Genomic DNA, 23,231 nt, shown 5'->3' with positions numbered 1-23,231 from the left:
CTGAGACGGGTGCGGGCTACTTCAGGCCCAGGTCGGACTTGGTGTAGTAGCCGCTGTCGATGAGCGTCTTCTCGTAGTTGGTCTTGTCGACGCTGACCGGGGTGAGCAGGTACGACGGGACGACCTTTGCGCCGTTGTCGTACGTCTTCGTGTCGTTGACCTTGGGCTTCTTGTCGTTGAGCACGTCGTCGACCATGTCCACGGACACCTCCGCGAGCTTGCGGGTGTCCTTGTAGACCGTCGCGTACTGCTGGCCCGCGATGATCGACTTCACGGAGGCGACCTCGGCGTCCTGACCGGAGACCACCGGCAGCGGCTTGGCCTTCGTGCCGTAGTCGTCGGACTTCAGCGCGGAGAGGATGCCGATGGAGATGCCGTCGTACGGCGAGAGCACGGCGTCGACCTTGTCGCTCTTGTACGTCGAGGTCAGGATGTCGTCCATGCGCTTCTGCGCGGTGGCGCCGTCCCAGCGCAGCGTCGTGACCTGGTTGAGCTTGGTCTGCCCGGACTTCACGACGAGCTGCTTCTTGTCGATGTACGGCTTGAGCACCGACATCGCGCCGTTGAAGAAGTACTTGGTGTTGTTGTCGTCGTTGGAACCGGCGAACAGCTCCAGGTTGAACGGGCCCTTCTTGCCGCTGTCCAGGCCCAGCTTCTTGACGATCGCGCCGGCCTGCAGCTCGCCGACCTTCTCGTTGTCGAACGTCGCGTAGTAGTCGACGTTCTTCGAGTCCAGGATCAGGCGGTCGTACGCGATCACCGGAATGTTCGCGTCCTTCGCCTCCTGGAGCACGTTGGTGAGGGACTTGTTGTCGATCGAGGCGATGATCAGCGCGGAGACGCCCTGGGTGATCATGTTCTCGATCTGCGAGACCTGCTGGTCGGGGTCGTCCTCACCGAACGCCAGCTTGGTCTTGTAACCCTTCGCCTTCAGCGACTTGACAACGTTGTTGCCGTCGGCGATCCACCGCTCGGAGGACTTGGTCGGCATCGCGATGCCGACGGTGGAGCCCTTCGCGCTCTTCTTCTCGTCCTTGCTGCCGCCCTCGCTGCTCTGGCCGCAGGCGGACAGGGTGAGCGCGAGGGACGCGGACGCGGCTATCGCGGTGAGGACGGCTCGGCGGTTTCGCATGGTCATCATCCTTGATGTGTGAGTGCACAACTGCGGGGCGGAGCTCGGTGGTGCTCGGGCGGTGCGAAGTCCCTTGCGCGGAGCGTGGGTTGAACCGAGTGGAGATGCGTTGGATTCTGCGCGGCCCTGTCCACTTCTGGGAAGTTGCGTGCCCGGAACGTTATTCGCCCGTGTCGAACCGGCTCAGCGCTCCGGGCAGCCGCGAACCCAGCGGTGACATCCCGCCGGCGGCCCCGTGCCGCTCCAGCAGATCGAGCGCGAGCCGGCCCCGGCGCACGCGCTCGCGGGCGGTGTCCAGCGTGACGTCGCGCAGCTGGGCCCCGTACGGGTAGATCGCCGGCGCCTTGGCCAGGCCGAACTTCAGGTACAACGGGGCGCCGCGGCGCACCAGTTCGGCGATCTCGTACATCCGGACATAGCCGCCGAGGTCGTCGGGCGCCTCGACGTACATGTCCATGGGCGCGGCGGAGACCCGCCGGATCTCGGTGAGGTGCGCGAGCGTGAGGTCGCTCGGCACGTTGAGCGAGTCGGCCCCGAGCCGCTCGTACACGGCGTACGAGGCGGGGTTCACGGGCCCGACGAGCGCGGACACCTTGAGCGTGGTGTCGCCCGGGACGACGCCCTGCTGCCGCGCCCGGTGCAGCGTCCACAGCACGCCTTCATCGGCGACGAGCAGACACTTCACGCCCAGCTCCGTCGCCCGTACGGCGTCCTCGACGCACCCGGCGACGGCGTCGTGCCCCCGGGCGCGCAGCCCCGCGCCGCCCGAGTCGGTGCGCACGGAGGCACCGGTGTCCCAGGAGCCGCGCGGCCCGGTGAACAGGCAGAGTTCGATGTCCCGTTCGGCGGTGGCCTCGACCATCTCCTGGATCTCGGAGTCCCGCAGCATCCAGATGCCGCTGCCCTGGCTGATCCGGTGGATGGGCACGTCGAGCCGCGAGGACTCCTTGAGCACGGTGGCGAGGGCCTCAGGCCCTTCGACCGAGGGAATCTCGGTCCGCCAGGTGCCACCGTCGGGGAACGTGTGCGGCGAGGTGTCGGCGGGGGAGTGCTCGGGGGCGCTCAGCCCGAGAGCGGAGAGCGCGGGTTCGCCGGGGCGGCGGGGTGTGTGGGTCACGGTGGTCCTTTTCTGGTTGTTCGAGATTTCGGATGAAGTTCGAACTCCTCGGGTCCCTCCCAGCGGGGTTCGGACTTCTCGGGCCCTCCCGGCGGGTTGGGCTGATCAAGCCCCTGCGGCGATTGAGCAGCGGGGTGCGGGGCAGAGCCCCGCAAGACCCCGGTGCCGCGGGACGCTCGCGTGGCTAAGGCCTCAACAGCACCTTGCCGACCGCAGGGTCACCCGCCCCCACCCACTCGATGGCCTCGGCGAACCGCTCCAACGGCACCTGGTGCGTCACGAGCGGCAACGGATCGAGCAACCCCGCCCCGAACATCCGCACCGCATGCGCCCACGCATCCGCCGCGGCCCCGAACACGGTCTGGACTTCCAGCTGCCGCACCACGAGATCCGTCGGGTCGAGCCCCTCCGCCGCCCCCGCCGCCGGAATCCCGGTCAGCACGAGCCGCCCGCCCCGCCGCAGCAAGGACGCCGCCGTACGCGCCGCGGACGCGGACCCGGCGGTCTCGATGACGACGTCGAGGTCGTCCGGCAGCACGTCCGTGCGCAGCCGGAAGTCGGTCCCGCCGAACTGCCGCGCCAGAGCAGCCCGTTCGTCCCGTGTGCCGACGACCACCAGCTCCGCCGGGGACGCCGCCGCGAGGAACTGCACGGCGAACATCCCGAGCGTCCCGGTCCCGACCACGCCCACCCGCTGACCGGGCAGCGCCTGCGCCTTGATCGCGGCGGCGGCGATGCACGCCGCGGGTTCGAGCAGCGCGGCGGCGGTGAGATCGGCGTCGTCGGGCAGCACGTGCAGCAGCCGCGCGGGCAGCACCAACGTCGTGGCCATGGCCCCGGGCTGGGTGAACCCGGTCTCCTCGTACCCGTCCGTGCACAGTGTCGTCTCACCCGCGTGGCACCGCTCGCACACCTGGCAGTTGCGGAACCCCTCGCCGACGACCTTGCGCCCGACGAGCCCGCCCGGCACCCCCTCGCCCACCGCGTCCACGACGCCGGACCACTCGTGTCCCGGCGTCAGCGGGTAACGCACGTACCCCTCGGGCCTGTTGCCCTGGTACACCTCGCGGTCGCTGCCGCAGATGCCCACGGCGTGCACGCGCACGCGCGCGTCGCCGGGACCCGGCTCGGTGGGCTCGTGCGGTACGACCCGGTGCTTGCCGGGCGCCTCGACGACGACGGCGGAGCTCACGACGCCGCCTTCGGGTCGCGCTTCTCCCAGCCCTCGGCCCACAGGTCGAACCGGGCCTGCTGCTGCGGGAACTCGGCCGCCGCGTCGACATCCAACTCGACGCCGAGGCCCGGCTCGTGGGACAGCTCGAAGTAGCCGTCGACGACCTGCGGCGCGCCCTTCACGACCTTCTTGATCTCGGCGTCCGCGAAGTCGTTGAAGTGCTCGAGGATCTTGAAGTTGGGCGTGGAGAAACCCACCTGCAGCGAAGCGGCGGTCAGCACGGGCCCGCCCACATTGTGCGGAGCCACCAGCATGTAGTGCGTCTCCGCCGTGGCCGCCAGCTTCCGGGTCTCCCAGATGCCGCCGATGTGCCCGACGTCCGGCTGCAGGATGTCGACGGCCTGGCTCTCGAACAGCTCCCGGAACTCGATCCGGTCGTGGATCCGCTCGCCGGTCGCCACCGGCATCTCCACCTTCGCGGCCACCTTCTCCAGCGCCTTGAGGTTCTCCGGCGGCACCGGCTCCTCCAGCCATGCGGGCTTGAACGGGGCCAGGTCCTTGGCAAGGCGCACCGCCGTCGCGGGCGAGAACCGCCCGTGCATCTCCAGCATCAGCTCGGCGTCCGGACCGATGGCGTCGCGCACGGCCTCGATCAACGACACGGCGTACAGGGACTGTTCGTGGTCCAGCTCGAAGTGCCCGGTGCCGAACGGGTCGATCTTCAGCGCCTTGTACCCGCGCTCCATCACCGCCTGCGCGGCCTTGTGGTACGCCTCCGGGGTGCGCTCGGTGGTGTACCAGCCGTTCGCGTACGCCTTGACCTTGTCGGTCACCTTGCCGCCGAGCAGCTGCCACACCGGTACGCCGAGGGCCTTGCCCTTGATGTCCCAGCAGGCCATCTCGATCACGGCGATGCCGGACATGACGATCTCGCCGGCCCGGCCGTAGTCGCCGTACTTCATGCGCCGTACGAGGTCCTCGACGGCGAACGGGTCGGAGCCGACAATGTGGTTGGCCTGCGCCTCGTGCAAGTAACCGATGAGCGCGTCGGTGTGGCCCAGCATCCGGGTCTCGCCGACACCGGTGAGTCCTTCGTCGGTGTGCACCTGTACGTAGGTCAGGTTCCGCCACGGAGTCCCGACCACGTGCGTGCTGATTCCCGTGATCCGCAAGGCAGTTGCCCCCTGTGCTGTTCGAAATTTCGTCACACGTTCGAAATGCTGGCGAGACAGTAAGTCGGCCTCATCGGGGTGTCAATGGTCTGCGCAGGTACGCGCGACCGGTCCGCATGGGTCGGTGGCCGATCGGCCGCGGTCGCGTTCCGTACAGAAGATTCACAGCACGGACTTTTTCCCTCACCGGCCCTGCGCCTAGCCTCCGTTGGTCATGGACGACTACTGCCATCCGTGCCACAGACACCTCAACGGCGCCCTGGCATGCCCGGGTTGCGGCACGCCGGTCGACGCCGTGCGCGCGTACGGGGAGTGGGTCGCCGCACAGGAGGGGGCGGCCGACGACGAGCCGGGCGGGGAGGTGGCGCCGGCCCGGACGCGGGGCAGGCGGCGCTCGCACCGCTCGACGCGCCGCTCCGCGCGCTCCCGGCGGCGCGGCCGCGTCCTGCTGGCCACGGCGGGCATCGCGCTCGTCGCCGGCGGCGTCGGCCTCGGCGTCGCTCAGCTGAACGAGGGGCCCTCGGACGACGGCTCCCGCACCCGGGCGGCTCCCGACACGACCGCGACCGTTACGCCGGACGCCGACACCGTGTCCCCGTCCGTCACCGCCGAACGCTCCACCCCGCCCGCGTCCCGCGCCACGCGTACGTCGTCGGCCCCCGCCTCGACGCCGCCGCGGCCGGAGCGCACGCGGTCCTCGGGTCCGGTGGACGCCGAGGCGACGCACCGGTCGACCCGCCCGGCCCCGGCCACGTCCGGGCCCCGCTCCTCCGAGAGCTCGGGGCCGGCTCCCTCGGCATCCCGTTCGGCGTCGGCCACGCCCACCGCCGAGCCGGACCCGTCGGCCACGTGCGAGCGCTTCCTGTGGTGGTGCACGTAAGGGTGCGGGGGCGGTCTCAGCCCGCGCCGAGCATCCGCCGCAGCATGTCCCGGAACGCCACCCGCTCCTCCTGCGAAAGGCCGGCAAGCGGCTCCCGCGCGAAGTCGAGCGTCTCGCGCAGGGTCCGCGCGATCCGGCGCCCCTCCGCGGTGGCGGCGGCCACCTTCACCCGGCGGTCGCCCGGCGAGGGCTGCCGCTCCACGAGGCCGCGGCCCTCCAGGCGGTCCACGATCCCCGTCACGTTCGAGGGCTCGCACTTCAGCCGCTGCGCCACCTGCCGCATCGGCAGCGGCTCCAGGGAGAGCAGCCCGAGCACGCGCGCCTGCGCCCCGGTGAGCCCGTGCCGCGAGGCGGCCTCCTCGTACTCCTGGTGGTAGCGCGCGACGATCTCCCCGATCAGCTCGACGACCTCGAGCGTGAGGGGGTCCGTGCGGGGGGAACTCGTTGCGGCCATGTGGTCCAGAGTACCCAGTTGCTTGACATCCTGAAATATTCAGGAGCATTGTTGTTTCAGGTACTGAAGTATTTTTTGCATGCTTCGGCCCACGTGCTTCCGCCCCCTCGACAAAGGATCAGCGCATGACCGCCGACACCCCCCAGATCCCCGCCACCGGCCGCGAGTGGGTCCTGCTCAGCCGCCCCGTGGGCTGGCCGAAGCCCGAGGACTTCGAGCTGCGCGAGGCCCCGGTGGCCGAGCCGGGCCCCGGTCAGGTCCTGGTCAAGAACCTGTACTCCTCCGTGGACCCGTACATGCGCGGCCGGATGAGCGCCGCGAAGTCCTACGTCGCCCCGTACGAGCTGGGCAAGGCCATGCAGGGCGGAGCCGTCGGCGTCGTCCTGGCCTCGAACGACGAGGGTGTGGCCGTCGGCGACCACGTGCTGCACTTCTTCGGCTGGCGCGAGTACGCGACGTTCGACGCGAAGCAGGCTGTGAAGGTCGACCCGGACGCCGCGCCCCTGTCCACGTACCTCGGTGTCCTCGGCATGACGGGCCTGACCGCCTACGCGGGCCTGCTGCGCACGCTGGACTTCAAGGAGGGCGACAGCGTCTTCGTGTCCGGCGCCGCGGGCGCGGTCGGCGGCCAGGTCGGCCAGATCGCCAAGCTCAAGGGCGCCTCGCGGGTCATCGGCTCGGCCGGCTCGGACGAGAAGGTCAAGCTGCTCCTGGAGGAGTACGGCTTCGACGCCGCCTTCAACTACAAGACGGGCGACGTCCACACGCTCCTGAAGGAGGCCGCTCCCGACGGCGTCGACGCCTACTTCGACAACGTCGGCGGCGACCACCTGGAGGCCGCCATCGCCCGCCTGAACCGCGACGGCCGCATCGCCATCTGCGGCGCGATCTCCGTCTACAACAACACGGAGCCGGCCCCCGGCCCGCGCAACCTCTCCCGCCTCATCCAGACCCGCGGCCGCATCGAGGGCTTCCTCGTCGGCGACCACTACGACCTGCAGCCGCAGTTCGTGCAGGAGGTCGGCGCGTGGGTCCGCTCCGGCGAGCTGAAGTACCGCGAGACGTTCGTCGAGGGCATCGAGAACAACCTGGAGGCGTTCCTCGGGGTACTGCGCGGCGACAACACCGGAAAGATGATCGTCAAGCTCTGATCTCCCGCGCCCGGATGCGGGTGGGGTGACCCCCGCCACATCCATTGATTCCATGATTCGGTAACCTCGTTCCGCAAAACGAAAGAGTCATACGCGCGAACGAGGGAGCCGGTCATGGCCATCACGCAGTCCGACGTCGTCTACACCGCCACCGCCACCGCGGAGAACGGCCGCGACGGCCGCGTCTCCACCAGCGACGGCAAGCTCGACCTCGTCGTCAACCCGCCCAAGGAGCAGGGCGGCTCCGGCGAGGGCACCAACCCCGAGCAGCTCTTCGCGGCCGGCTACAGCGCCTGCTTCCAGGGCGCGCTCGCCGTCGTCGCCCGCCAGGAGGGTGTCGACGTCTCCGGCTCGACCGTCACCGCCAACGTCGGCATCGGCAAGAACGACGAGGGCTTCGGCATCATCGTCGAGATCTCCGCCGCCATCCCGAACGTGGACGCGGCCGCCGCCAAGGCCCTGGTCGAGAAGGCCCACCAGGTCTGCCCGTACTCCAAGGCGACCCGCGGCAACATCACGGTCACGCTCTCCGTCTGAGCTTGATGTGCGGTCGGGCCCGTCCCGTAGGGTTGCGCCATGCGTGATCTCGGGGCGGGCTTCGGCTATTTGATGAAGGGGCAGCGTTGGGTTGCCCAGCACGGAAAGCAGTACGGCTGGGGCCTGCTGCCGGGGTTGATCACCCTCGTGCTGTACGCGGCGGCGCTGGTCTGCCTCGGCGTCTGGGGCGGCGACTTCGTCTCCTGGTCCACGCCCTTCGCCGACGACTGGACGTCCCCGTGGCAGGGCCTGTTCCGCGGCTTCCTCACGGCGGTCCTCTTCGCCCTCGCCCTGCTGCTCGCGGTGCTCACCTTCACCGCGGTGACCCTGCTGATCGGCCAGCCCTTCTACGAGTCGCTGTCCGAGGAGGTCGACCGCTCCGAGAGCGGCGGCCACGCGCCGGAGTCCGGCCTCTCCCTCATGCGGGAACTGTGGATCTCCGCCCGTGACAGCCTGCGGCTGCTCGTGCGCGCCGCCCTGTGGGGCATCCTCCTCTTCGCCCTCGGGTTCGTCCCGTTCATCGGCCAGACCGTGGTCCCGGTCATCGGCTTCTTCGTCACCGGCTACTTCCTCACGGAGGAGCTGACGTCGGTGGCGTGGCAGCGCCGAAACCGCGAAGTCCGTGAGCGTCTCGCCGTGTTGCGCTCGCGCCGCGGCCTCGCGTGGGGCTTCGGTACGCCGCTCGCGCTCGCGTTCCTGGTGCCGTTCGTCGCGGTGTTCCTGATGCCGGGGGCGGTCGCCGGCGCGACGCTGATGGTGCGTGAGCTGGAGGGCGAGCAGGGGACGCCGGGTCCGGCGCAGGCCCAGGCTCCGGGGCCCGAGACGCAGTGGCCGGCTCCGCACGGCCAGGGCTGGACCAACTAGCCCTCCGCGGCCAGCAGTCCCAGGAAGTCGCGCACCGCGCCGGGCATGTCCACGGCCTCCGGGTCGAGCAGCCACTGGTACTGCAGCCCGTCGAGGACCGCGACGAGCAGCGGCGCGGCCCGCTCGGGCGTGAGCCCGCCCGGCAGCCGCTCCCCGTACTCGGCGCGCAGCACCTCGGCCATCGACTCCCGTACGCCGGTGTAGCGCGTCGTGAAGAACTCCCGCGCCGGATGCCCCTCGGTCACCGATTCACCGAGCAGCGCCGAGAAGGTCTGCACGATCCCGGGCCGCATCGCGTTGTACTCGACCAGCGTGCCGAGCAGATCGAGCCGCCACTGGCTGCTGGGCACCGAGTCCCACTGGTCGCGCTCCTCGAGGACCGCGACGAGCAGCGCCTCTTTCGTGGGGAAGTGGTGCAGCAGCCCCTGCTGGGTCAGCCCCACGCGCTCGGCCACCGCCGCCAGGCTCGCGCCCCGGTATCCGCGCTCGGCGATGACGTCGAGCGCCGCCCGCAGGATCTCGGCCCGACGTTCCTGGCTCCTGGCGGTCCTGGTGCTGCTCATGCGGTCACCGTACGGCACGGTCGTGGCACCCCTTCACCCCATAGATAACGACCGAATAACGAAACCTACCACTCTACAGGTAGCGGGTGCAGGATGGAGGCGCCCAGACTTCGACGTGGAGGTGCCGGCATGGCTCAGCAGGCGGACGACGGCAGGCAGCGGACCGACCAGGCCCGCGAGGCGGCGGTGGAGGCCGCGCTCGGCAAGCTCGACCTGGACACCAAGGCCCGCATGCTCGGCGGCCAGGACATGTGGTCGCTGCCCGCGGTCCCGGAGATCGGCCTGAAGTCCCTCGTCATGTCCGACGGCCCCATCGGCGTGCGGGGCGTGCGCTGGAGCGCCGACGACCCGTCGATCGCGCTGCCGTCCCCGACCGCGCTCGGCGCCACCTGGGACCCGGCGCTCGCGCGCCGCGCGGGGGTGCTGCTCGCCCAGGAGGCCCGCCGCAAGGGCGTCCACGTGCTGCTCGCCCCGACCGTGAACCTGCACCGCTCCCCGCTCGGCGGCCGCCACTTCGAGACGTACAGCGAGGACCCGTACCTCGCCGGACTCATGGGCACCGGCTACGTCCAGGGCGTGCAGTCCGGCGGCGTCGGCACGACCATGAAGCACTACGTGGCGAACGACGCGGAGACGGACCGCTTCACGGTCAACAACCTGGTCTCCGAGCGGGCCCTGCGCGAGCTGTACCTGGCCCCCTTCGAGGCCATCACCCTGGGCGCCCGGCCGTGGGGCGTCATGACCGCCTACAACTCGGTCAACGGCACCACCATGACCGAGCACCGCCACCTCGTGAACGAGATCCTGCGCGGCGAGTGGGGCTTCGACGGCTTCAACGTCTCCGACTGGATGGCCGCCCGCTCCACCGTCGGGGACATCAAGGGCGGCCTGGACGTCGCGATGCCCGGCCCGCAGACGGTGTACGGACCGGCGCTCGTGGCGGCCGTCCGCTCCGGCGCGGTCGACGAGTCCGAGGTCGACGCGGCCGTGCGCAACGTGCTGCGGCTCGCGGCGCGCGTCGGCGCCCTTGAGGGCGCCGAACCCGCCGTCACGGACCTCCCGGCGGAGGTCGACGGCGAGGCACTGGCCCGCGAGCTCGCCCACCGCTCCTTCGTCCTCGTCCGCAACTCCGGTGTCCTGCCGCTGCGTCCGGACGCCCGGGTCGCCCTCATCGGGGCCGCCGCGCGCGACGCCCGCGTCCTCGGCGGCGGCTCCGCCACCGTCTTCCCGTCCCGCGTCGTCTCGCCGCTCGACGGCCTGAGCGCCGCGCTGCCGTCCCTGACGTACAGCGTCGGCGCCGACCCGAGCGACGAACTCGCCGTCGCCGACAAGGGGTTCACGCTCCGTGCCGTCTGCCGCGACGCCGAAGGCACCGTCCTCGGCGAGGGCACGCTCCCGAACGGCCAGGTCCAGTGGCTCGGCGCCGACCTGCCGGCCGGTGTCACCCACGAGGCGCTCCACAGCATCGAGGTGACGGGCACCTTCACCCCGCGCGAGAGCGGCGACCACGCCTTCGGCACCCGCGGCCTCGGCGCCTTCACCCTCACCGTCGACGGCACGGTCCTCTACGAGGGCGTGCAGGCCATGGGCGCGGAGTCCGACCCCTTCGAGGCGTTCTTCGGCGCGCCCGCCGAACGCGGCAAGGTGACCCTGACGGAGGGCCGCCCGGTGGAGGTCTCGCTCCTCCACACCCTCGACAAGTCCCTCGCCATGCCGCTGCCCGCCGTGATGTTCAGCCTCGTGCACCTCGACCCGCGCCGGGACGAGGACGCGCTGCTCGCCGAGGCCGTCGCCGCCGCGCGCGAAGCCGAGGTCGCCGTCGTCGTGGTCGCCACGACGGACCGCGTCGAGTCCGAGGGCTTCGACCGCGCCGACCTCCGACTCCCGGGCCGCCAGGACGACCTCGTCCGCGCGGTCGCCGCCGCCAACCCGAACACCGTGGTGGTCGTCAACTCCGGCTCCCCGGTGGAGCTGCCGTGGCGCGACGACGTAGCCGCCGTACTCCTCTCCTGGTTCCCCGGCCAGGAGGGCGGCGCCGCCCTCGCCGACGTCCTCACCGGCGCCGAGGAACCGGGCGGCCGCCTCCCCACCACGTGGGGCCCACTGGCCGACGCCCCGGTCGCCCAGGTGACACCGGTGGAGGGCGAACTCCCGTACACCGAGGGCGTCTTCATCGGCTACCGCGCCTGGGACAGGGCGGGCACGACGCCCGCCTACCCCTTCGGTCACGGCCTCGGCTACACCGACTGGACGTACGAGTCGATCGAGGTCCACGGCACGACGGCGACGGTCCACGTGCGCAACACCGGGGACCGGCCGGGGCGCGAGATCGTCCAGGTGTACGTGTCACCAGCCGCCCCCGACGAGCACCGCCCCGCCCGCTGGCTCGCCGGCTTCGCGACCGTGACGGCGGCCCCCGGCGAGAGCGTGTCGGCCACGATCGACCTCCCGCGCCGAGCCTTCGAGATCTGGGACGAGACGACACATGCGTGGTCCTCCGTCCCGGGCCCGTACGAGGTGGTGGCAGGCCGCTCCCTCACGGACACCCGCGCCCGAGCCCGCATTTCAAGCCCCGCCGGCGATTGAGGCGCGGGGCCCGGGGGCAGAGCCCCGAGACGTCAACCCCGGTTCCCGAACCGATACACCGTCTCCGACCGATACACGTCCCCCGGCCGCACCACGGTCGACGGAAACCCCACCCGGTTCGGCGAGTCCGGAAAGTGCTGCGTCTCCAACGCGACCCCATCGCCGGCGGCGAACGGCAACGACTCGTCGAACCCGTCCGACGTGTACAACTGCACCCCCGGCTCGGTCGTGGCAACGCTCAGCACCCGCCCCGACGCCGGATCGTGCAGCTCGGCCACCTCCACGGCCTCGCCGCTCACCCCCTTGTCGAGCACATAGTTGTGGTCGTACCCCGCCCCCACCTTCCGGCTCTCCCGGAAGTCGAACCGCGTCCCGGTGACGTCCAGCAGCTCACCGGTCGGAATGAGCGTGTCGTCGACGGCCGTCACACGCCCGCCGTCGATCCGCAGCTCATGACCGCCCACCGCACTCCCGGAGCGCGCCCCGCCGAGGTTCCAGTAGGTGTGATTGGTCAGGTTCACCGGCGTCGGCGCGTCGGTCACGGCCTCGTACGCGATCCGCAGGACACCGCCCGCCTCCAGCGTGTACGTCACCGAGACCTCGACCCGCCCGGGGTACCCCTCCTCGCCGTGCGGCGACACCCGGCTCAGCCGCACCCCGTGCTCCCCGAAGGCCTCCGCGTCCCACACCCGCTTGTCGAAGCCGCGCTCGCCGCCGTGCAGCGCGTTCGGCGCGTTGTTCTGCGCGAGGTGGTAGATCCGGCCGTCGAGCGGGAACCGGCCGCCCGCGATCCGGTTCGCGTACCGCCCGACGATCGCGCCCAGATACGGCTCCGGGTGCGTCAGATACCCGTCGAGGTCCGCGAACCCGAGCACCACGTCGGCGACCGCGCCGTCCCGGTCGGGCACCTCCACCGACTGCAGGATCCCGCCGTACGTCAGGACGCGTACCCGCACCCCGTCCCGTTCCAGGGTCCAGCGGTGGACGGGCGTGCCATCGGGGTCCGGCAGAGTGCCGAAGAGTTCGCTGCGCATGATCGCGACCTTACGCCCGGCCTCTTCCCCGGCTACCTCGCGGTCACCCCGCGGTACGCGAGCGCGGCGAGCCGGGCCTGTCCGTCGATGCTCGGGTGGAACCAGTCCCACTCGCTCAACTGCGCCTGCCCGAACTTGTACCCGAACACGGCCCCGCCGTCGTACCGGCACTTCTTGTCCTTCGCGCAGACCTCGCGCAGCACCTCGTTGTACGCCACCACGCGCGCCTGCACGGAGTCCCGCCGCGCGGTGGCCGCCGAGTTCAGGTCGTCCGGATCGGCCAGCATCGACGCACAGATGCCGAGCTTCCACACCTGCTTGCCCAGCGGATTGACCCGCCCCTGCGACCAGAGCCGCTTGAGGTCCGGGACGCTCAGCACGTACACCTGCGCCTTGGGAGCCGTCCGCCGCAACTGCCGCAGGGATTCCTGGAAGTCGGCCCGGAACTCCGCGACCGGGGTCATCCCGGCGGCAGACGGCCGGCACGCGTCGTTCGAACCCGCCATGACCGTCACCAGCTCCGGCTTCTCGGCCGCCGCCCGGTTCATCTGCTCGGGCAGGTCGGCCATCCGCGCGCCGGTCCGCGCATGGTTCCAACTGTGCGTCCTGGCGCGGCTCTCACCCAGCAACCGCACGGCCAGACTCTTGACCGACTTGTCCGTCCCCGTCGCCCACGACACCTTGGGGCAGTCTGACAGCACCGAGCAGGCGTCGAAGCCGCGCGTGATCGAGTCGCCCACCGCGGCAACCGACCGGGGCTTCGTGTCCCACGTGGGAGTGGGCTTCGGCGACGGCTTCGCGGAGCTCGGGGAGCCCGAAGGGCCGGGGGAGTTGTCACCGGCGGCATCGCACGCGACGAGCGAGCCGGCCGCGAGCACGGCGGCCGTGGCGGCGGCGACAGCGGCCCGAACGGCGAACGACCGCTCGCTGCGCTTCCGCATCGGCCCTCCTGCCCTCTCGCTCGCCCTCACCGATCCCGACCCGATCCGACCCTTCTGACGTCGTACGCGGGGTCGGGGTTGCGTCCCGCCGGGTGAAAGGTCGGTGTTTGTGAGCCCCGGGACCGACAGTACGTCACACTCCTTGCGCTGCTGCGCGATAGCCTCGCCCCGGGATCCCCGGTCGACCCACTGGGGTCCCGCTGTACCGGTTCCGCTAAATTACAACACGTCAGATGTGTCCCTTTTTGTCTGGACCTTGTCGTTCCGGGCAACAGGGAAGAAGGCTCGGCACGGGCGCGAGGCCGCTGGGGAAGGCGAACCTCGACCCACACTGGAGGTCCCGGTGACGACACGTGGAGTTCTGTACGTGCACTCCGCTCCGCGCGCGCTGTGCCCGCACGTCGAATGGGCGGTCGCGGGCGTACTCGGCGCGCGCGTCAGCCTCGACTGGATCCGGCAGCCCGCGGCGCCGGGCACCTGGAGATCCGAGTTCTCCTGGCGGGCCGAGGCGGGCACCGCGGCCAAGCTGGCCTCCGCGCTGCGCGGCTGGCAGCTGCTGCGCTTCGAGGTGACGGCCGAACCCTGCGCCACCGCCGAGGGCGAGCGCTACAGCGCCACCCCCGAACTCGGCATCTTCCACGCCATCACCGGCATCCACGGCGACATCCTCATCCCGGAGGACCGTCTGCGGGCCGCACTGACCCGCTCCAAGGCCGGCGAGACGGACCTGGAGGCCGAACTCGCGGGCCTCCTCGGCAAGCCCTGGGACGACGAACTGGAGCCTTTCCGCTACGCCGGAGAGGGCGCGCCGGTGAGGTGGCTGCACCAGGTGGTGTGAGGACCGTGCGCACGTGAATGACAGTGGGCCCGCCCCGGAACATCCGGAGCGGGCCCACTGTCGTGCTCAGCGGAGCGTCAGAACGCCTCAGACCGTGCGGAACGCCAACACGACATTGTGGCCACCGAAGCCGAACGAGTCGTTCAGCGCGGCGATCCGGCCGTCGACCGGCAGCTTGCGCGCCTCGCCGCGGACGACGTCGGCCGTGCCCTCGGCCTCAGGGTCGAGGTTCTCGACGTTGATGGTCGGCGGGGCCAGACGGTTGTAGAGCGCGAGCACCGACGCCACGGACTCGACACCACCGGCGCCGCCGAGCAGATGCCCGGTCATCGACTTGGTGCCGGAGACGGCGAAGTGGTCGGTGTCGTCGCCGAACACCTTGCGCAGCGCCTTCAGCTCGGCGATGTCACCGGCGGGCGTCGACGTCGCGTGCGCGTTGACGTGCACGATCTCCGCCGGGTCCAGGTCGGTGCTGTCCAGCAGGTTCTGCAGGGCGTGCGCGATGCCGCGGCCCTCCGGCTCCGGCTGCACGATGTCGTGGCTGTCGGCGGAGATGCCCTGGCCGACCGCCTCCGCGTAGACACGGGCGCCGCGCTTGGCGGCGTGCTCGGCCGACTCCAGGACGATGACACCGGCGCCCTCACCGAGGACGAAGCCGTCGCGGGCCGTGTCGTAGGGGCGCGAGGCACCCTGCGGGTTCTCGTTGTTCTTGGACATCGCCATCATGTTGCCGAACGCGGCGATGGGCAGCGGGTGGATGGCCGCCTCCGTGCCACCGCAGACGACGACGTCGGCGCGGCCGGTGCGGATCATCTCGATGCCGTAGCCGATGGCCTCGGCGCCGGAGGCGCAGGCGGAGACCGGCGTGTGCACACCCGCGCGGGCGTTCACGGCCAGGCCCACGTTGGCCGACGGGCCGTTGGGCATCAGCATCGGCACGGTGTGCGGGGAGACGCGGCGTACGCCCTTCTCCTTCAGCACGTCGTACTGGTCGAGGAGCGTGGTCACGCCGCCGATGCCGGACGCGATGACGGCGCCCAGACGGTCGGGGTCGACGGAGGCGTCGTCGCCCGCCTTGTCGGTGAAGCCGGCGTCGGCCCACGCCTCCTTGGCGGCGATCAGCGCGAACTGCGCGGAGCGGTCCAGCTTGCGGGCCTGCGGGCGGGGGATGACCTCGCCCGGGTCCACGGCGACCGGCGCCGCGATGCGGACCGCCTGGTCGGCGGCCCACTCCTGCTCGAGGGGCTTGACGCCGGAACGTCCGGCGACCAGGCCCTCCCAGGTGGATGTCGCGTCGCCACCCAGCGGTGTGGTTGCGCCGATACCGGTGACGACCACGGTGCGATTGGTCGAGCTCACAGGAATTCTTTCTCCAACGGATCCGAGGGATTCAGCGGCGCCACCGCCGGGTGGCGGAGCGACTGACCATGGGCTGAGGCTGTGGCTCAGCCCTGGTGGTCGAGGATGTACTTCGTGGCGTCGCCGACGGTCTTGAGGTTCTTGACGTCGTCGTCCGGGATCTTCACGTCGAAGCGCTCTTCGGCGGCGACGACGACCTCGACCATGGACAGCGAGTCGACGTCCAGGTCATCGGTGAAGGACTTGTCCAGCTTGACGTCCTCGGTGGGGATCCCGGCGATCTCGTTCACGATCTCGGCGAGACCTTCGACGATCTCATCCTGAGTGGCGGCCATGTTGGCGCTCCTTCGGTGTGTATCCAGAGGGTGTGGCGGCATCCGCACGGATCCGAAGATCCGGACAGTTGCCTAGGGGAGGGTAACGACCGTGGCGGCGTACACGAGACCCGCCCCGAAGCCGATGACGAGCGCGGTGTCGCCGCTCTTCGCCTCGCCGGTCGCCAGAAGCCGCTCCATCGCGAGCGGAATCGAGGCGGCCGACGTGTTGCCGGTGGTGCGGATGTCACGGGCGACCGTGACGTGCTCCGGCAGTTTCAGAGTCTTCACCATCGAGTCGATGATCCGCTCGTTGGCCTGGTGCGGAATGAAGACATCCAGGTCGTCCGGGCTGACCCCGGCCGCGTCCAGCGCCTGCTGGGCGACCTTCGCCATCTCGAACACGGCCCAGCGGAAGACCGCCTGGCCCTCCTGCGTGATCGCAGGGAACTTGACGTTGCCCTGGGAGTCCAGCGGCAGCTGCGAGACATCACCGATGCGGTACGAGTCCCACGGCACGGTCTGCTTGATGGTGCCGGCCTTGTCGCCCTCGGAGCCCCACACGGTCGGGCCGATCTCGGGCTCCTGGGACGGGCCGACGATCACGGCACCGGCGCCGTCACCGAACAGGAAGGCCGTCGCGCGGTCCTCCAGGTCGGTCAGGTCGGACAGCCGCTCCACGCCGATGACAAGTACGTACTCGGCACTGCCCTCGACGATCATGCCCTTGGCGAGCGTGAGGCCGTAGCCGAAGCCGGCGCAGCCCGCGGAGATGTCGAACGCGGCGGCCTTGTCCGTGCCGAGCTTGTCCGCGATCTCCGTCGCGATGGCGGGAGTCTGCGCGAAGTGCGAGACGGTCGACACGACCACGGAGCCGATCTGCTCCGGGCGGATGCCCGCGTCGGCGATGGCCTTGCCGGACGCCTCGACCGACATCATCGCCACGGTCTCCTCGTCACTGGCCCAGTGCCGGGTGGCGATGCCGGAGCGCGAACGGATCCACTCGTCGGACGAGTCGATCTTCTCGAGGATCACCTCGTTCGGCACGACCCGGGTCGGACGGTAGCCACCGACGCCGAGGATGCGCGCGTACGGGGCACCCTTGCTGGGCTTGATCTTCGACATGCTGCTCGGATCTCCTTGTCAGGCCGTCGTGGCGTGTTCGGCGATCAGGGCGCGGGCTGCGTCGAGGTCGTCGGGGGTCTTCAGGGCGAGGGTCTTGACGCCGGGCAGCGCGCGCTTGGCGATCCCGGTGAGGGTGCCGCCCGGGCACACCTCGATGAGCGCGGTGACGCCGCGCTCCTTGAACGTCTCCATGCACAGGTCCCAGCGGACGGGGTTCGCGACCTGGCCGACCAGGCGGGAGACCACCTCGGCGCCGGTCGCGACGGCCTGGCCGTCCTTGTTCGAGACGTACGTGACCGTGGGGTCGGCCGGGGCCAGCTCCTTGGCGGCCTCCTCCAGCTTCGCCACGGCCGGTGCCATGTGCCGGGTGTGGAACGCGCCCGCCACCTTCAGCGGCACCACGCGGCGCACGCCCTCGGGCTTGTCGGCCTCGAGCGCGGCCAGCTCCTCGAGCGTGCCGGCGGCCACGATCTGGCCCGCGCCGTTCACGTTCGCCGGGGTCAGGCCCAGCTTCTCCAGGTGCGGGACGGTGACCTCGGGGTCGCCGCCGAGCAGCGCCGACATCCCGGTCTCCGTGATCGCCGCGGCCTCCGCCATGGCCAGACCACGCGTGCGCACGAGCTTCAGCGCGGTGGCCTCGTCGAGCACCCCCGCGAACGCCGCGGCGGTGATCTCACCGACGCTGTGCCCCGCGACGGCGCCCGGCGCGACATCGCCGAGCGCGGCGGCCGAGAGCAGCCCGGCCGCGACAAGGAGCGGCTGGGCGACGGCCGTGTCACGGATCGCGTCCGCGTCGGCCTGCGTGCCGTAGTGGGCAAGGTCGAGGCCGATGGCGTCGGACCACGCGGCAAGGCGGTCCGCGGCACCGGGAAGTTCGAGCCAGGGAGTCAGGAAGCCGGGCGTCTGGGCGCCTTGGCCGGGAGCGACGAGTACGAGCACTCTCACACTCTCTCTTGGGGACGGGTCGGGCCGCCGGTGGGGACAGGGACGAAGAACCGAAGGGGGAATTGTAGGCCCCCGACAAAAGCCTACGACTGGGGATCGGCCTCGGCCAGACGCCCCAGGATGAGGGCGATCCGCAACGTGAACGCCGAGCGGACATCGGAGGGTGACCAGCCGGTGACGTCGGTCACACGTCGAAGCCGGTAGCGGACGGTGTTCGGATGCACGAAGAGCATCCGGGCCGCGCCCTCCAGACTGCTTGCCTGTTCCAGGTAGACGCTGAGCGTCTCGAGGAGCGCCGAGCCGGCTTCCTCGAGCGGTCTGTAGATCTCCTCCACCAACTGGTCCCGCGCGGCGGGGTCTCCCGCGATCGCGCGCTCCGGAAGCAGATCGTCCGCCAGAACGGGGCGCGGAGCGTCCTGCCAGGCGCCGCACGCCTTGAGTCCGGCGGCCGCGGCCTGCGCGGACCGCGTGGCTGCCAGCAGGTCGGGCACCACGGGCCCGGCGACCACCGGCCCCGCGGCGAACGGCCCGATCAGCGACTTCGCCACGGCCAGCGGATTGTCGCTGCCGCCCGCGATGACGACGAGCCGGTTGCCGAGGACTCCGGTCAGGACCTGCAGCTTGGCGTGGCGCGAGGCCCGCCGGATCGCCTCCACCGTCAGCTCGCTGTCCCCGTCGGGCGCCGTGCCGAGCACCACGCACACGTGCTCCGGGGAGTTCCAGCCGAGCGCCGCGGCCCGGCTGACCGCGCCCTCGTCGGCCTCGCCGGACAGCACGGCGTTCACCACGAGCGACTCGAGCCGCGCGTCCCAGGCGCCCCGCGCCTCCGCCGCTTGCGCGTACACCTGGGCGGTCGCGAACGCGATCTCCCGCGCGTACACGAGCAGCGCCTCCCGCAGCACGCTCTCGTCGCCCGGCGCCGCCACCTCGTCGATGGCGGACTCCATGACCTCGATGGTCGTCCGCACCATCTCCACGGTCTGGCGCAGCGTGATCGCCCGGGTCAGCTCCCGGGGCGCGGTGCCGAACACATCCGTCGAGATGGCCTGCGGCGCGTCCGGGTGCCGGAACCACTCGGTGAACGCGGCGATGCCCGCCTGCGCCACAAGGCCGATCCACGACCGGTTCTCCGGAGGCATCGCCCGGTACCAGGGCAACGTCTCGTCCATGCGCGTAATCGCCTGCGCGGCGAGTGCCCCGGACGACTTCTCCAGGCGTTTCAGGGTCGCCGAATGCGGGTGAGGCTCCGCGGGGCCGCCTTGGCGGGCCGCTGGTTCGTTCGCTGAGGGCTGCTCTGATTCCGATTGGGGCACGGGGACAAGACTGCCTTATCGGGACGCCTCAGCGGAGTGGAGGGTCCGAGGTGAGCCCGCCGAACGGCCGGATACGAGGACTACCGTGTACCGCGTGATTGATGTACGCCGCTCCGGCGACCGCTATCCCGGTGGCGAACCCGAGGAGGGGATCGAATCCCTCCACGCGTTCTCCTTCGGCCCGCACTACGACCCGGACAACCTGCGCTTCGGCGCGATCCTCGCCTGCAACGAGGAGCGCCTCGCACCCGGCGCCGGCTTCGACGAACACCCGCACAGCCACACGGAGATCGTCACCTGGGTCGTCACCGGTGAGCTCACCCACCGCGACTCCACCGGTCACGAGTCGGTGGTCCGCCCCGGCGACGTGCAGCGCCTCAGCTCCGGCGGCGGCGTCCGCCACGTCGAACGCAACGACGGCGCCGAGCCCCTCACCTTCGTCCAGATGTGGCTGGCTCCCGTCGACCCGGGCGGCGACCCGGCGTACGAGGTGGTGCACGGCATCGCGGACTCCACCCCGTACGACGTCCCCGCGGCGGGCGCCATGCTGCACGTGCGGCGGCTGGCGGCGGGTGAGCGCGGCGAAGTGCCGGACGCCCCGCACGTCTATGTCCACGTGGTGCGGGGCGAAGTGCGCCTTGCTGACACGGAGTTGACCGACGGGGACGCCGCCCGCATCACCGCGGAGACCGGCCTCGAGGTGCTGGCGACGACGGAGACGCAGCTGCTGATCTGGGAGATGGGCGGCTGAACCGGTCCGGGTGACGCGAGGCGTCGAGTCAGAGCTCCGCGAGCACCGCGTCGGTGAACGGCGGCCACACCTCGGCCGCCCACGGCCCGAACGCCCGGTCCGTCAGCGCCACACAGGCCACCCCGGCATCCGGGTCCACCCACAGGAACGTGCCCGACTGCCCGAAGTGCCCGAACGTCCGCGGCGAGGACGAACTACCCGTCCAGTGCGGCGACTTGTGGTCCCGGATCTCGAACCCGAGCCCCCAGTCGTTCGGGTTCTGGTGCCCGTACCCCGGAAGCACGCCCTTCGTCCCCGGGTACTGCACGGTCATCGCCTCGGCCACGGTCCGCGGGTCGAGCAGCCGCGGCGCCTGCACCTCGGCGGCGAACCGCACCAGGTCGTCCACCGTCGACACGCCGTCCTTGGCCGGCGAACCGTCGAGGGTCGTCGCCGTCATCCCCAGGGGTTCGAGCACGGCCTGGCGCAGGTACTCGCCGAACGGGATGTCCGTGGCCTTCGCGATGTGGTCCCCGAGCACCTCGAAGCCCGCGTTCGAGTACAGCCGCCGGGTGCCGGGCTCCGACGTCGTCCTGTGCTCGTCGAAGGCGAGTCCGCTGGTGTGTGCCAGCAGATGCCGGACCGTCGCGCCCTCCGGGCCCGCCGGCTCCTCGAGCTCGATCGCCCCTTCTTCGTAGGCGACCAGCGCCGCGTAGGCGGCGAGCGGCTTGGTGACCGAGGCCAGCGGGAAACGGTGGGCCGTGGGCCCCTGGGCCCCCAGTACCGTGCCGTCCGCACGGACGACGGCTGCTGCGGCGGTCGGTACCGGCCAGTTCTCGATCAAGGCGAGGCTCTGCATGCGTACGAGCCTAATTCCTCACCGAGGACGTCAGAGAGTCAGCCTCATCGCGGGGGCAGGAGTGCGGGCGAAACCGAGGGAGGAGTACAGGGGCTCGCCCTCGGCGGACGCGTGCAGGTCGACGCGGCGCACGGCCCGCTCCCTGAACCAGGACAGCAGCGCGTCCATGCAGGCCCGTGAGTAGCCGCGGCGCCGGTACGCGGGATCGGTGCAGACATTGAAGACGTGGCCCGCGGTGCCCTCGGGGTTCCCTGGGCCGCCCAGGCTGAGGTTGATCGTGCCGGTCGCGCAGGCCGCCAGCGTTCCCGGAGTGTCCGGGGCGTCGACCACGAACACCGCCAACGGGCCCTCCGCGTCGGCCAGATGGAACCGCAGCGCCTTCGTCGTGTACGGCTGCCACTCCACGTCGTCGCTCGGTCTCATCGCGTCCAGCATGATCTTGCGCAGGCGGACCAGTTCCTCGGCGTCGGCAGGCGTGGCACGGCGTACGGCAGTCATGGCCCGCACCGTAACCGGGTCGCCTTCGGGGTGTCGTCCCGATTTCCCGGGATGTGTTCCAGTGCCGCGCTTGCTTGGAGTGCACTCCAAGGTTCTAGCGTGGGGGCCATGACGGTGATGGAGACCACGCCCCGGTCCCGCGCGGCGACCCGGAAGACCGACAACTGTGCCTCGGCGCCCCCCGCACACCCCCGCCCCGAAGGGCAGGACCGCTACACCATCAGCGAGGTCGTCGCCCTCACCGGTCTGACCGCCCACACCCTGCGCTGGTACGAGCGGATCGGCCTGATGCCCGACGTCGACCGCTCGCACACCGGGCAGCGCCGCTACAGCAACAGGGACCTGGACTGGCTGGCGCTCGTCGGCAAGCTCCGGCTCACCGGGATGCCGGTGGCCGACATGGTGCGCTACGCCGAGCTCGTGCGCCGGGGCGAGCAGACCTTCGACGAGCGCAGGGAGCTGCTCGAAGCGACCCGCCGAGACGTCCTGAACCGGGTGGCGGAGCTGCAGGACACCTTGGCCGTGCTGGACTACAAGATCGACTTCTATGCGGGCGCCCGACCGGCGCCGGAGAGGGCGTGAACCGCATGAGCAGCACCGAGCGGACGCCGCGGGCGGGCGAGCAACGGCGCATTTCCACTGTTGAGTTGGGAAACAACGGGCCCGTGGTGGGCATTCAGGGCCTCGGCTGCATGGGTATGAGCTGGGCCTATGGACCGACGGACAGTGACGAGGCCAGGGCCACCCTGGAGCGGGCCCTTGAGCTCGGCGTCACCTTGTACGACACCGCCGACGCCTACGGTGCCGGTGAGAACGAGAAGTTCCTCTCTCCTTTCGTCAAGGCACACCGGGACGAGATCGTCCTGGCGACCAAGTTCGCCATCGGGTCCGATCCGGGCGACCCGTACAAGCGCGTCATCCGCAACGACCCCGCCTACATCAGGACCTGCATCGACGCCAGCCTCCAGCGCCTGGGCGTCGACTCGGTCGACCTGTACTACATGCACCGCCGCGACCCGAAGGTGCCGATCGAGGAGTCGGTCGGCGCGATGGCCGAACTCGTCGCCGCCGGCAAGGTCAAGCACCTCGGTCTGAGCGAGGTCACCGCCGCCGAACTGCGCGCCGCCCACGCCGTCCATCCGATCGCGGCCGTCCAGTCCGAGTGGTCGCTGTTCAGCCGCGACATCGAACGCTCGGTCGTGCCCACCGCCGCGGAACTCGGCGTCGCGCTCGTCCCGTACTCCCCGCTCGGCCGTGGCTTCCTCACCGGTGCCTTCGTCTCCGCCGACAAGGAACTCGCCGACGACGACTTCCGCCGCCAACAACCCCGGTTCACCGGCGACAACGCCGCCGCCAACGCGGCCCTGCTGGACCCGATCCGGCGGATCGCCGACGCCCACGGCGCCTCACTCGGCCAGATCGCCCTGGCCTGGGTGCAGCAGCAGGCAGGGGTCTTCGGCCTCGGTGTCGTCCCGATCCCCGGCACCCGCAAGCGCACGCGTGTCGAGGAGAACACCGGGGCGACCCGCATCGTGCTCACCGACGAGGAGCGGTCACTCCTCGAGCCGATCGCCTCCAAGGTCTCGGGGGACCGGTACGCGGACATGACCGCCACATCGGCCGGCCGCGAGTAGCCGGGGCAGCC

Annotated in this window: 24 protein-coding genes; 9 read left to right on the top strand and 15 right to left on the bottom strand. The window is 70.9% G+C overall.

Annotated elements, in window-relative coordinates; genetic code table 11:
* Nucleotides 1–16: 16 nt before the first annotated feature.
* From chvE to ACZ7L4_RS16695, 4 genes are all read right to left on the bottom strand, one after another.
* Nucleotides 17–1,132: a multiple monosaccharide ABC transporter substrate-binding protein gene (gene chvE / locus ACZ7L4_RS16710; protein ID WP_472103149.1), complete on the bottom strand. Its 1,116-nt coding sequence runs from the start codon at nucleotides 1,130–1,132 to the stop codon at nucleotides 17–19.
* Between the two features lie 160 nt (nucleotides 1,133–1,292).
* Entirely contained in the window at nucleotides 1,293–2,249 is a 957-nt protein-coding gene (locus ACZ7L4_RS16705) for a hypothetical protein (protein WP_472103147.1), read from the bottom strand.
* A 184-nt stretch (nucleotides 2,250–2,433) separates the two neighbouring features.
* Complete coding sequence (locus tag ACZ7L4_RS16700) at nucleotides 2,434–3,441, bottom strand: zinc-dependent alcohol dehydrogenase (protein ID WP_472103145.1); 1,008 nt, start codon at nucleotides 3,439–3,441, stop codon at nucleotides 2,434–2,436.
* Entirely contained in the window at nucleotides 3,438–4,595 is a 1,158-nt protein-coding gene (locus tag ACZ7L4_RS16695; RefSeq protein WP_472103143.1) for a mandelate racemase/muconate lactonizing enzyme family protein, read from the bottom strand. Before ACZ7L4_RS16695 ends, ACZ7L4_RS16700 begins: the two co-directional genes overlap by 4 nt.
* 214 nt (nucleotides 4,596–4,809) lie before the next feature.
* Between ACZ7L4_RS16695 and ACZ7L4_RS16690 the strand changes: the two genes are divergently transcribed.
* On the top strand, nucleotides 4,810–5,475 hold the full coding sequence (locus ACZ7L4_RS16690; RefSeq protein WP_472103141.1) for an SCO2400 family protein: 666 nt from the start codon (nucleotides 4,810–4,812) through the stop codon (nucleotides 5,473–5,475).
* Between the two features lie 16 nt (nucleotides 5,476–5,491).
* Here the strand turns inward: ACZ7L4_RS16690 and ACZ7L4_RS16685 are convergent, their stop codons facing one another.
* Nucleotides 5,492–5,929 (bottom strand): MarR family winged helix-turn-helix transcriptional regulator, encoded by a 438-nt coding sequence (locus tag ACZ7L4_RS16685; protein WP_450809589.1) that lies wholly within the window; start codon nucleotides 5,927–5,929, stop codon nucleotides 5,492–5,494.
* Nucleotides 5,930–6,054: 125 nt separating this feature from the next.
* Between ACZ7L4_RS16685 and ACZ7L4_RS16680 the strand changes: the two genes are divergently transcribed.
* From ACZ7L4_RS16680 to ACZ7L4_RS16670, 3 genes are all read left to right on the top strand, one after another.
* Nucleotides 6,055–7,080 (top strand): NADP-dependent oxidoreductase, encoded by a 1,026-nt coding sequence (locus ACZ7L4_RS16680; protein ID WP_450809590.1) that lies wholly within the window; start codon nucleotides 6,055–6,057, stop codon nucleotides 7,078–7,080.
* A 114-nt stretch (nucleotides 7,081–7,194) separates the two neighbouring features.
* Nucleotides 7,195–7,617: an organic hydroperoxide resistance protein gene (locus tag ACZ7L4_RS16675; RefSeq protein WP_450809591.1), complete on the top strand. Its 423-nt coding sequence runs from the start codon at nucleotides 7,195–7,197 to the stop codon at nucleotides 7,615–7,617.
* Between the two features lie 39 nt (nucleotides 7,618–7,656).
* Entirely contained in the window at nucleotides 7,657–8,481 is an 825-nt protein-coding gene (locus ACZ7L4_RS16670; RefSeq protein WP_472103138.1) for an EI24 domain-containing protein, read from the top strand.
* On the opposite strand, the gene ACZ7L4_RS16665 is transcribed toward ACZ7L4_RS16670, so the two are convergent.
* Complete coding sequence (locus ACZ7L4_RS16665; protein WP_422407152.1) at nucleotides 8,478–9,062, bottom strand: TetR/AcrR family transcriptional regulator; 585 nt, start codon at nucleotides 9,060–9,062, stop codon at nucleotides 8,478–8,480. The genes ACZ7L4_RS16670 and ACZ7L4_RS16665 overlap by 4 nt on opposite strands.
* Nucleotides 9,063–9,173: 111 nt before the next feature.
* Here ACZ7L4_RS16665 and ACZ7L4_RS16660 point away from each other — a divergent pair, with 111 nt between their 5' ends.
* Nucleotides 9,174–11,630, top strand: a complete 2,457-nt coding sequence (locus tag ACZ7L4_RS16660) for a beta-glucosidase (protein WP_472103136.1) — start codon at nucleotides 9,174–9,176, stop codon at nucleotides 11,628–11,630.
* 32 nt (nucleotides 11,631–11,662) lie between these two features.
* Here the strand turns inward: ACZ7L4_RS16660 and ACZ7L4_RS16655 are convergent, their stop codons facing one another.
* Nucleotides 11,663–12,664 (bottom strand): aldose epimerase family protein, encoded by a 1,002-nt coding sequence (locus tag ACZ7L4_RS16655; protein ID WP_472103134.1) that lies wholly within the window; start codon nucleotides 12,662–12,664, stop codon nucleotides 11,663–11,665.
* 32 nt (nucleotides 12,665–12,696) lie between these two features.
* Nucleotides 12,697–13,605: an SGNH/GDSL hydrolase family protein gene (locus ACZ7L4_RS16650; protein ID WP_472103132.1), complete on the bottom strand. Its 909-nt coding sequence runs from the start codon at nucleotides 13,603–13,605 to the stop codon at nucleotides 12,697–12,699.
* 343 nt (nucleotides 13,606–13,948) lie between these two features.
* Here ACZ7L4_RS16650 and ACZ7L4_RS16645 point away from each other — a divergent pair, with 343 nt between their 5' ends.
* Nucleotides 13,949–14,443, top strand: coding sequence for a DUF3145 domain-containing protein (locus ACZ7L4_RS16645; RefSeq protein WP_399233190.1), 495 nt, complete (start codon nucleotides 13,949–13,951; stop codon nucleotides 14,441–14,443).
* Nucleotides 14,444–14,530: 87 nt separating this feature from the next.
* On the opposite strand, the gene ACZ7L4_RS16640 is transcribed toward ACZ7L4_RS16645, so the two are convergent.
* From ACZ7L4_RS16640 to ACZ7L4_RS16620, 5 genes are all read right to left on the bottom strand, one after another.
* Entirely contained in the window at nucleotides 14,531–15,802 is a 1,272-nt protein-coding gene (locus ACZ7L4_RS16640; RefSeq protein WP_472103130.1) for a beta-ketoacyl-[acyl-carrier-protein] synthase family protein, read from the bottom strand.
* An 86-nt stretch (nucleotides 15,803–15,888) separates the two neighbouring features.
* Nucleotides 15,889–16,137, bottom strand: coding sequence for an acyl carrier protein (locus ACZ7L4_RS16635; protein ID WP_472103128.1), 249 nt, complete (start codon nucleotides 16,135–16,137; stop codon nucleotides 15,889–15,891).
* Between the two features lie 72 nt (nucleotides 16,138–16,209).
* Nucleotides 16,210–17,241 carry a beta-ketoacyl-ACP synthase 3 gene (locus tag ACZ7L4_RS16630; protein ID WP_472103126.1) on the bottom strand — a complete coding sequence of 344 codons (1,032 nt, stop codon included), beginning with the start codon at nucleotides 17,239–17,241 and terminating at the stop codon, nucleotides 16,210–16,212.
* Nucleotides 17,242–17,259: 18 nt separating this feature from the next.
* Nucleotides 17,260–18,180 (bottom strand): ACP S-malonyltransferase, encoded by a 921-nt coding sequence (locus ACZ7L4_RS16625; RefSeq protein WP_472103124.1) that lies wholly within the window; start codon nucleotides 18,178–18,180, stop codon nucleotides 17,260–17,262.
* 89 nt (nucleotides 18,181–18,269) lie between these two features.
* Nucleotides 18,270–19,499, bottom strand: a complete 1,230-nt coding sequence (locus ACZ7L4_RS16620; protein ID WP_450809600.1) for a PucR family transcriptional regulator — start codon at nucleotides 19,497–19,499, stop codon at nucleotides 18,270–18,272.
* Nucleotides 19,500–19,584: 85 nt separating this feature from the next.
* Between ACZ7L4_RS16620 and ACZ7L4_RS16615 the strand changes: the two genes are divergently transcribed.
* Nucleotides 19,585–20,250: a pirin family protein gene (locus ACZ7L4_RS16615; protein ID WP_472103122.1), complete on the top strand. Its 666-nt coding sequence runs from the start codon at nucleotides 19,585–19,587 to the stop codon at nucleotides 20,248–20,250.
* 28 nt (nucleotides 20,251–20,278) lie between these two features.
* On the opposite strand, the gene ACZ7L4_RS16610 is transcribed toward ACZ7L4_RS16615, so the two are convergent.
* Both ACZ7L4_RS16610 and ACZ7L4_RS16605 read right to left on the bottom strand, forming a co-directional pair.
* Nucleotides 20,279–21,088, bottom strand: coding sequence for a serine hydrolase domain-containing protein (locus ACZ7L4_RS16610; RefSeq protein ID WP_472103121.1), 810 nt, complete (start codon nucleotides 21,086–21,088; stop codon nucleotides 20,279–20,281).
* Between the two features lie 30 nt (nucleotides 21,089–21,118).
* Entirely contained in the window at nucleotides 21,119–21,586 is a 468-nt protein-coding gene (locus tag ACZ7L4_RS16605; RefSeq protein ID WP_472103119.1) for a GNAT family N-acetyltransferase, read from the bottom strand.
* A gap of 108 nt (nucleotides 21,587–21,694) precedes the next feature.
* Between ACZ7L4_RS16605 and ACZ7L4_RS16600 the strand changes: the two genes are divergently transcribed.
* Nucleotides 21,695–22,168 carry a MerR family transcriptional regulator gene (locus ACZ7L4_RS16600; RefSeq protein ID WP_450809604.1) on the top strand — a complete coding sequence of 158 codons (474 nt, stop codon included), beginning with the start codon at nucleotides 21,695–21,697 and terminating at the stop codon, nucleotides 22,166–22,168.
* A 5-nt stretch (nucleotides 22,169–22,173) separates the two neighbouring features.
* The gene (locus ACZ7L4_RS16595; RefSeq protein ID WP_472103117.1) at nucleotides 22,174–23,220 is read left to right on the top strand and encodes an aldo/keto reductase; all 1,047 of its coding nucleotides are present in this window, start codon (nucleotides 22,174–22,176) and stop codon (nucleotides 23,218–23,220) included.
* Nucleotides 23,221–23,231: the final 11 nt, after the last annotated feature.

The organism is Streptomyces sp. NPDC107575, from assembly GCF_055657265.1.
This window is presented reverse-complemented; position numbering and strand designations above follow the sequence as displayed.

Bases quoted from the DNA above. Each gene is read 5' to 3' on its own strand.
- chvE (WP_472103149.1), bottom strand. From the start codon at position 1,132: ATGCGAAACCGCCGAGCCGTCCTCACCGCGATAGCCGCGTCCGCGTCC.
- ACZ7L4_RS16690 (WP_472103141.1), top strand. From the start codon at position 4,810: ATGGACGACTACTGCCATCCGTGCCACAGACACCTCAACGGCGCCCTG.
- ACZ7L4_RS16685 (WP_450809589.1), bottom strand. From the start codon at position 5,929: ATGGCCGCAACGAGTTCCCCCCGCACGGACCCCCTCACGCTCGAGGTC.
- ACZ7L4_RS16680 (WP_450809590.1), top strand. From the start codon at position 6,055: ATGACCGCCGACACCCCCCAGATCCCCGCCACCGGCCGCGAGTGGGTC.
- ACZ7L4_RS16675 (WP_450809591.1), top strand. From the start codon at position 7,195: ATGGCCATCACGCAGTCCGACGTCGTCTACACCGCCACCGCCACCGCG.
- ACZ7L4_RS16670 (WP_472103138.1), top strand. From the start codon at position 7,657: ATGCGTGATCTCGGGGCGGGCTTCGGCTATTTGATGAAGGGGCAGCGT.
- ACZ7L4_RS16660 (WP_472103136.1), top strand. From the start codon at position 9,174: ATGGCTCAGCAGGCGGACGACGGCAGGCAGCGGACCGACCAGGCCCGC.
- ACZ7L4_RS16655 (WP_472103134.1), bottom strand. From the start codon at position 12,664: ATGCGCAGCGAACTCTTCGGCACTCTGCCGGACCCCGATGGCACGCCC.
- ACZ7L4_RS16650 (WP_472103132.1), bottom strand. From the start codon at position 13,605: ATGCGGAAGCGCAGCGAGCGGTCGTTCGCCGTTCGGGCCGCTGTCGCC.
- ACZ7L4_RS16635 (WP_472103128.1), bottom strand. From the start codon at position 16,137: ATGGCCGCCACTCAGGATGAGATCGTCGAAGGTCTCGCCGAGATCGTG.
- ACZ7L4_RS16630 (WP_472103126.1), bottom strand. From the start codon at position 17,241: ATGTCGAAGATCAAGCCCAGCAAGGGTGCCCCGTACGCGCGCATCCTC.
- ACZ7L4_RS16610 (WP_472103121.1), bottom strand. From the start codon at position 21,088: ATGCAGAGCCTCGCCTTGATCGAGAACTGGCCGGTACCGACCGCCGCA.
- ACZ7L4_RS16605 (WP_472103119.1), bottom strand. From the start codon at position 21,586: ATGACTGCCGTACGCCGTGCCACGCCTGCCGACGCCGAGGAACTGGTC.
- ACZ7L4_RS16600 (WP_450809604.1), top strand. From the start codon at position 21,695: ATGACGGTGATGGAGACCACGCCCCGGTCCCGCGCGGCGACCCGGAAG.
- ACZ7L4_RS16595 (WP_472103117.1), top strand. From the start codon at position 22,174: ATGAGCAGCACCGAGCGGACGCCGCGGGCGGGCGAGCAACGGCGCATT.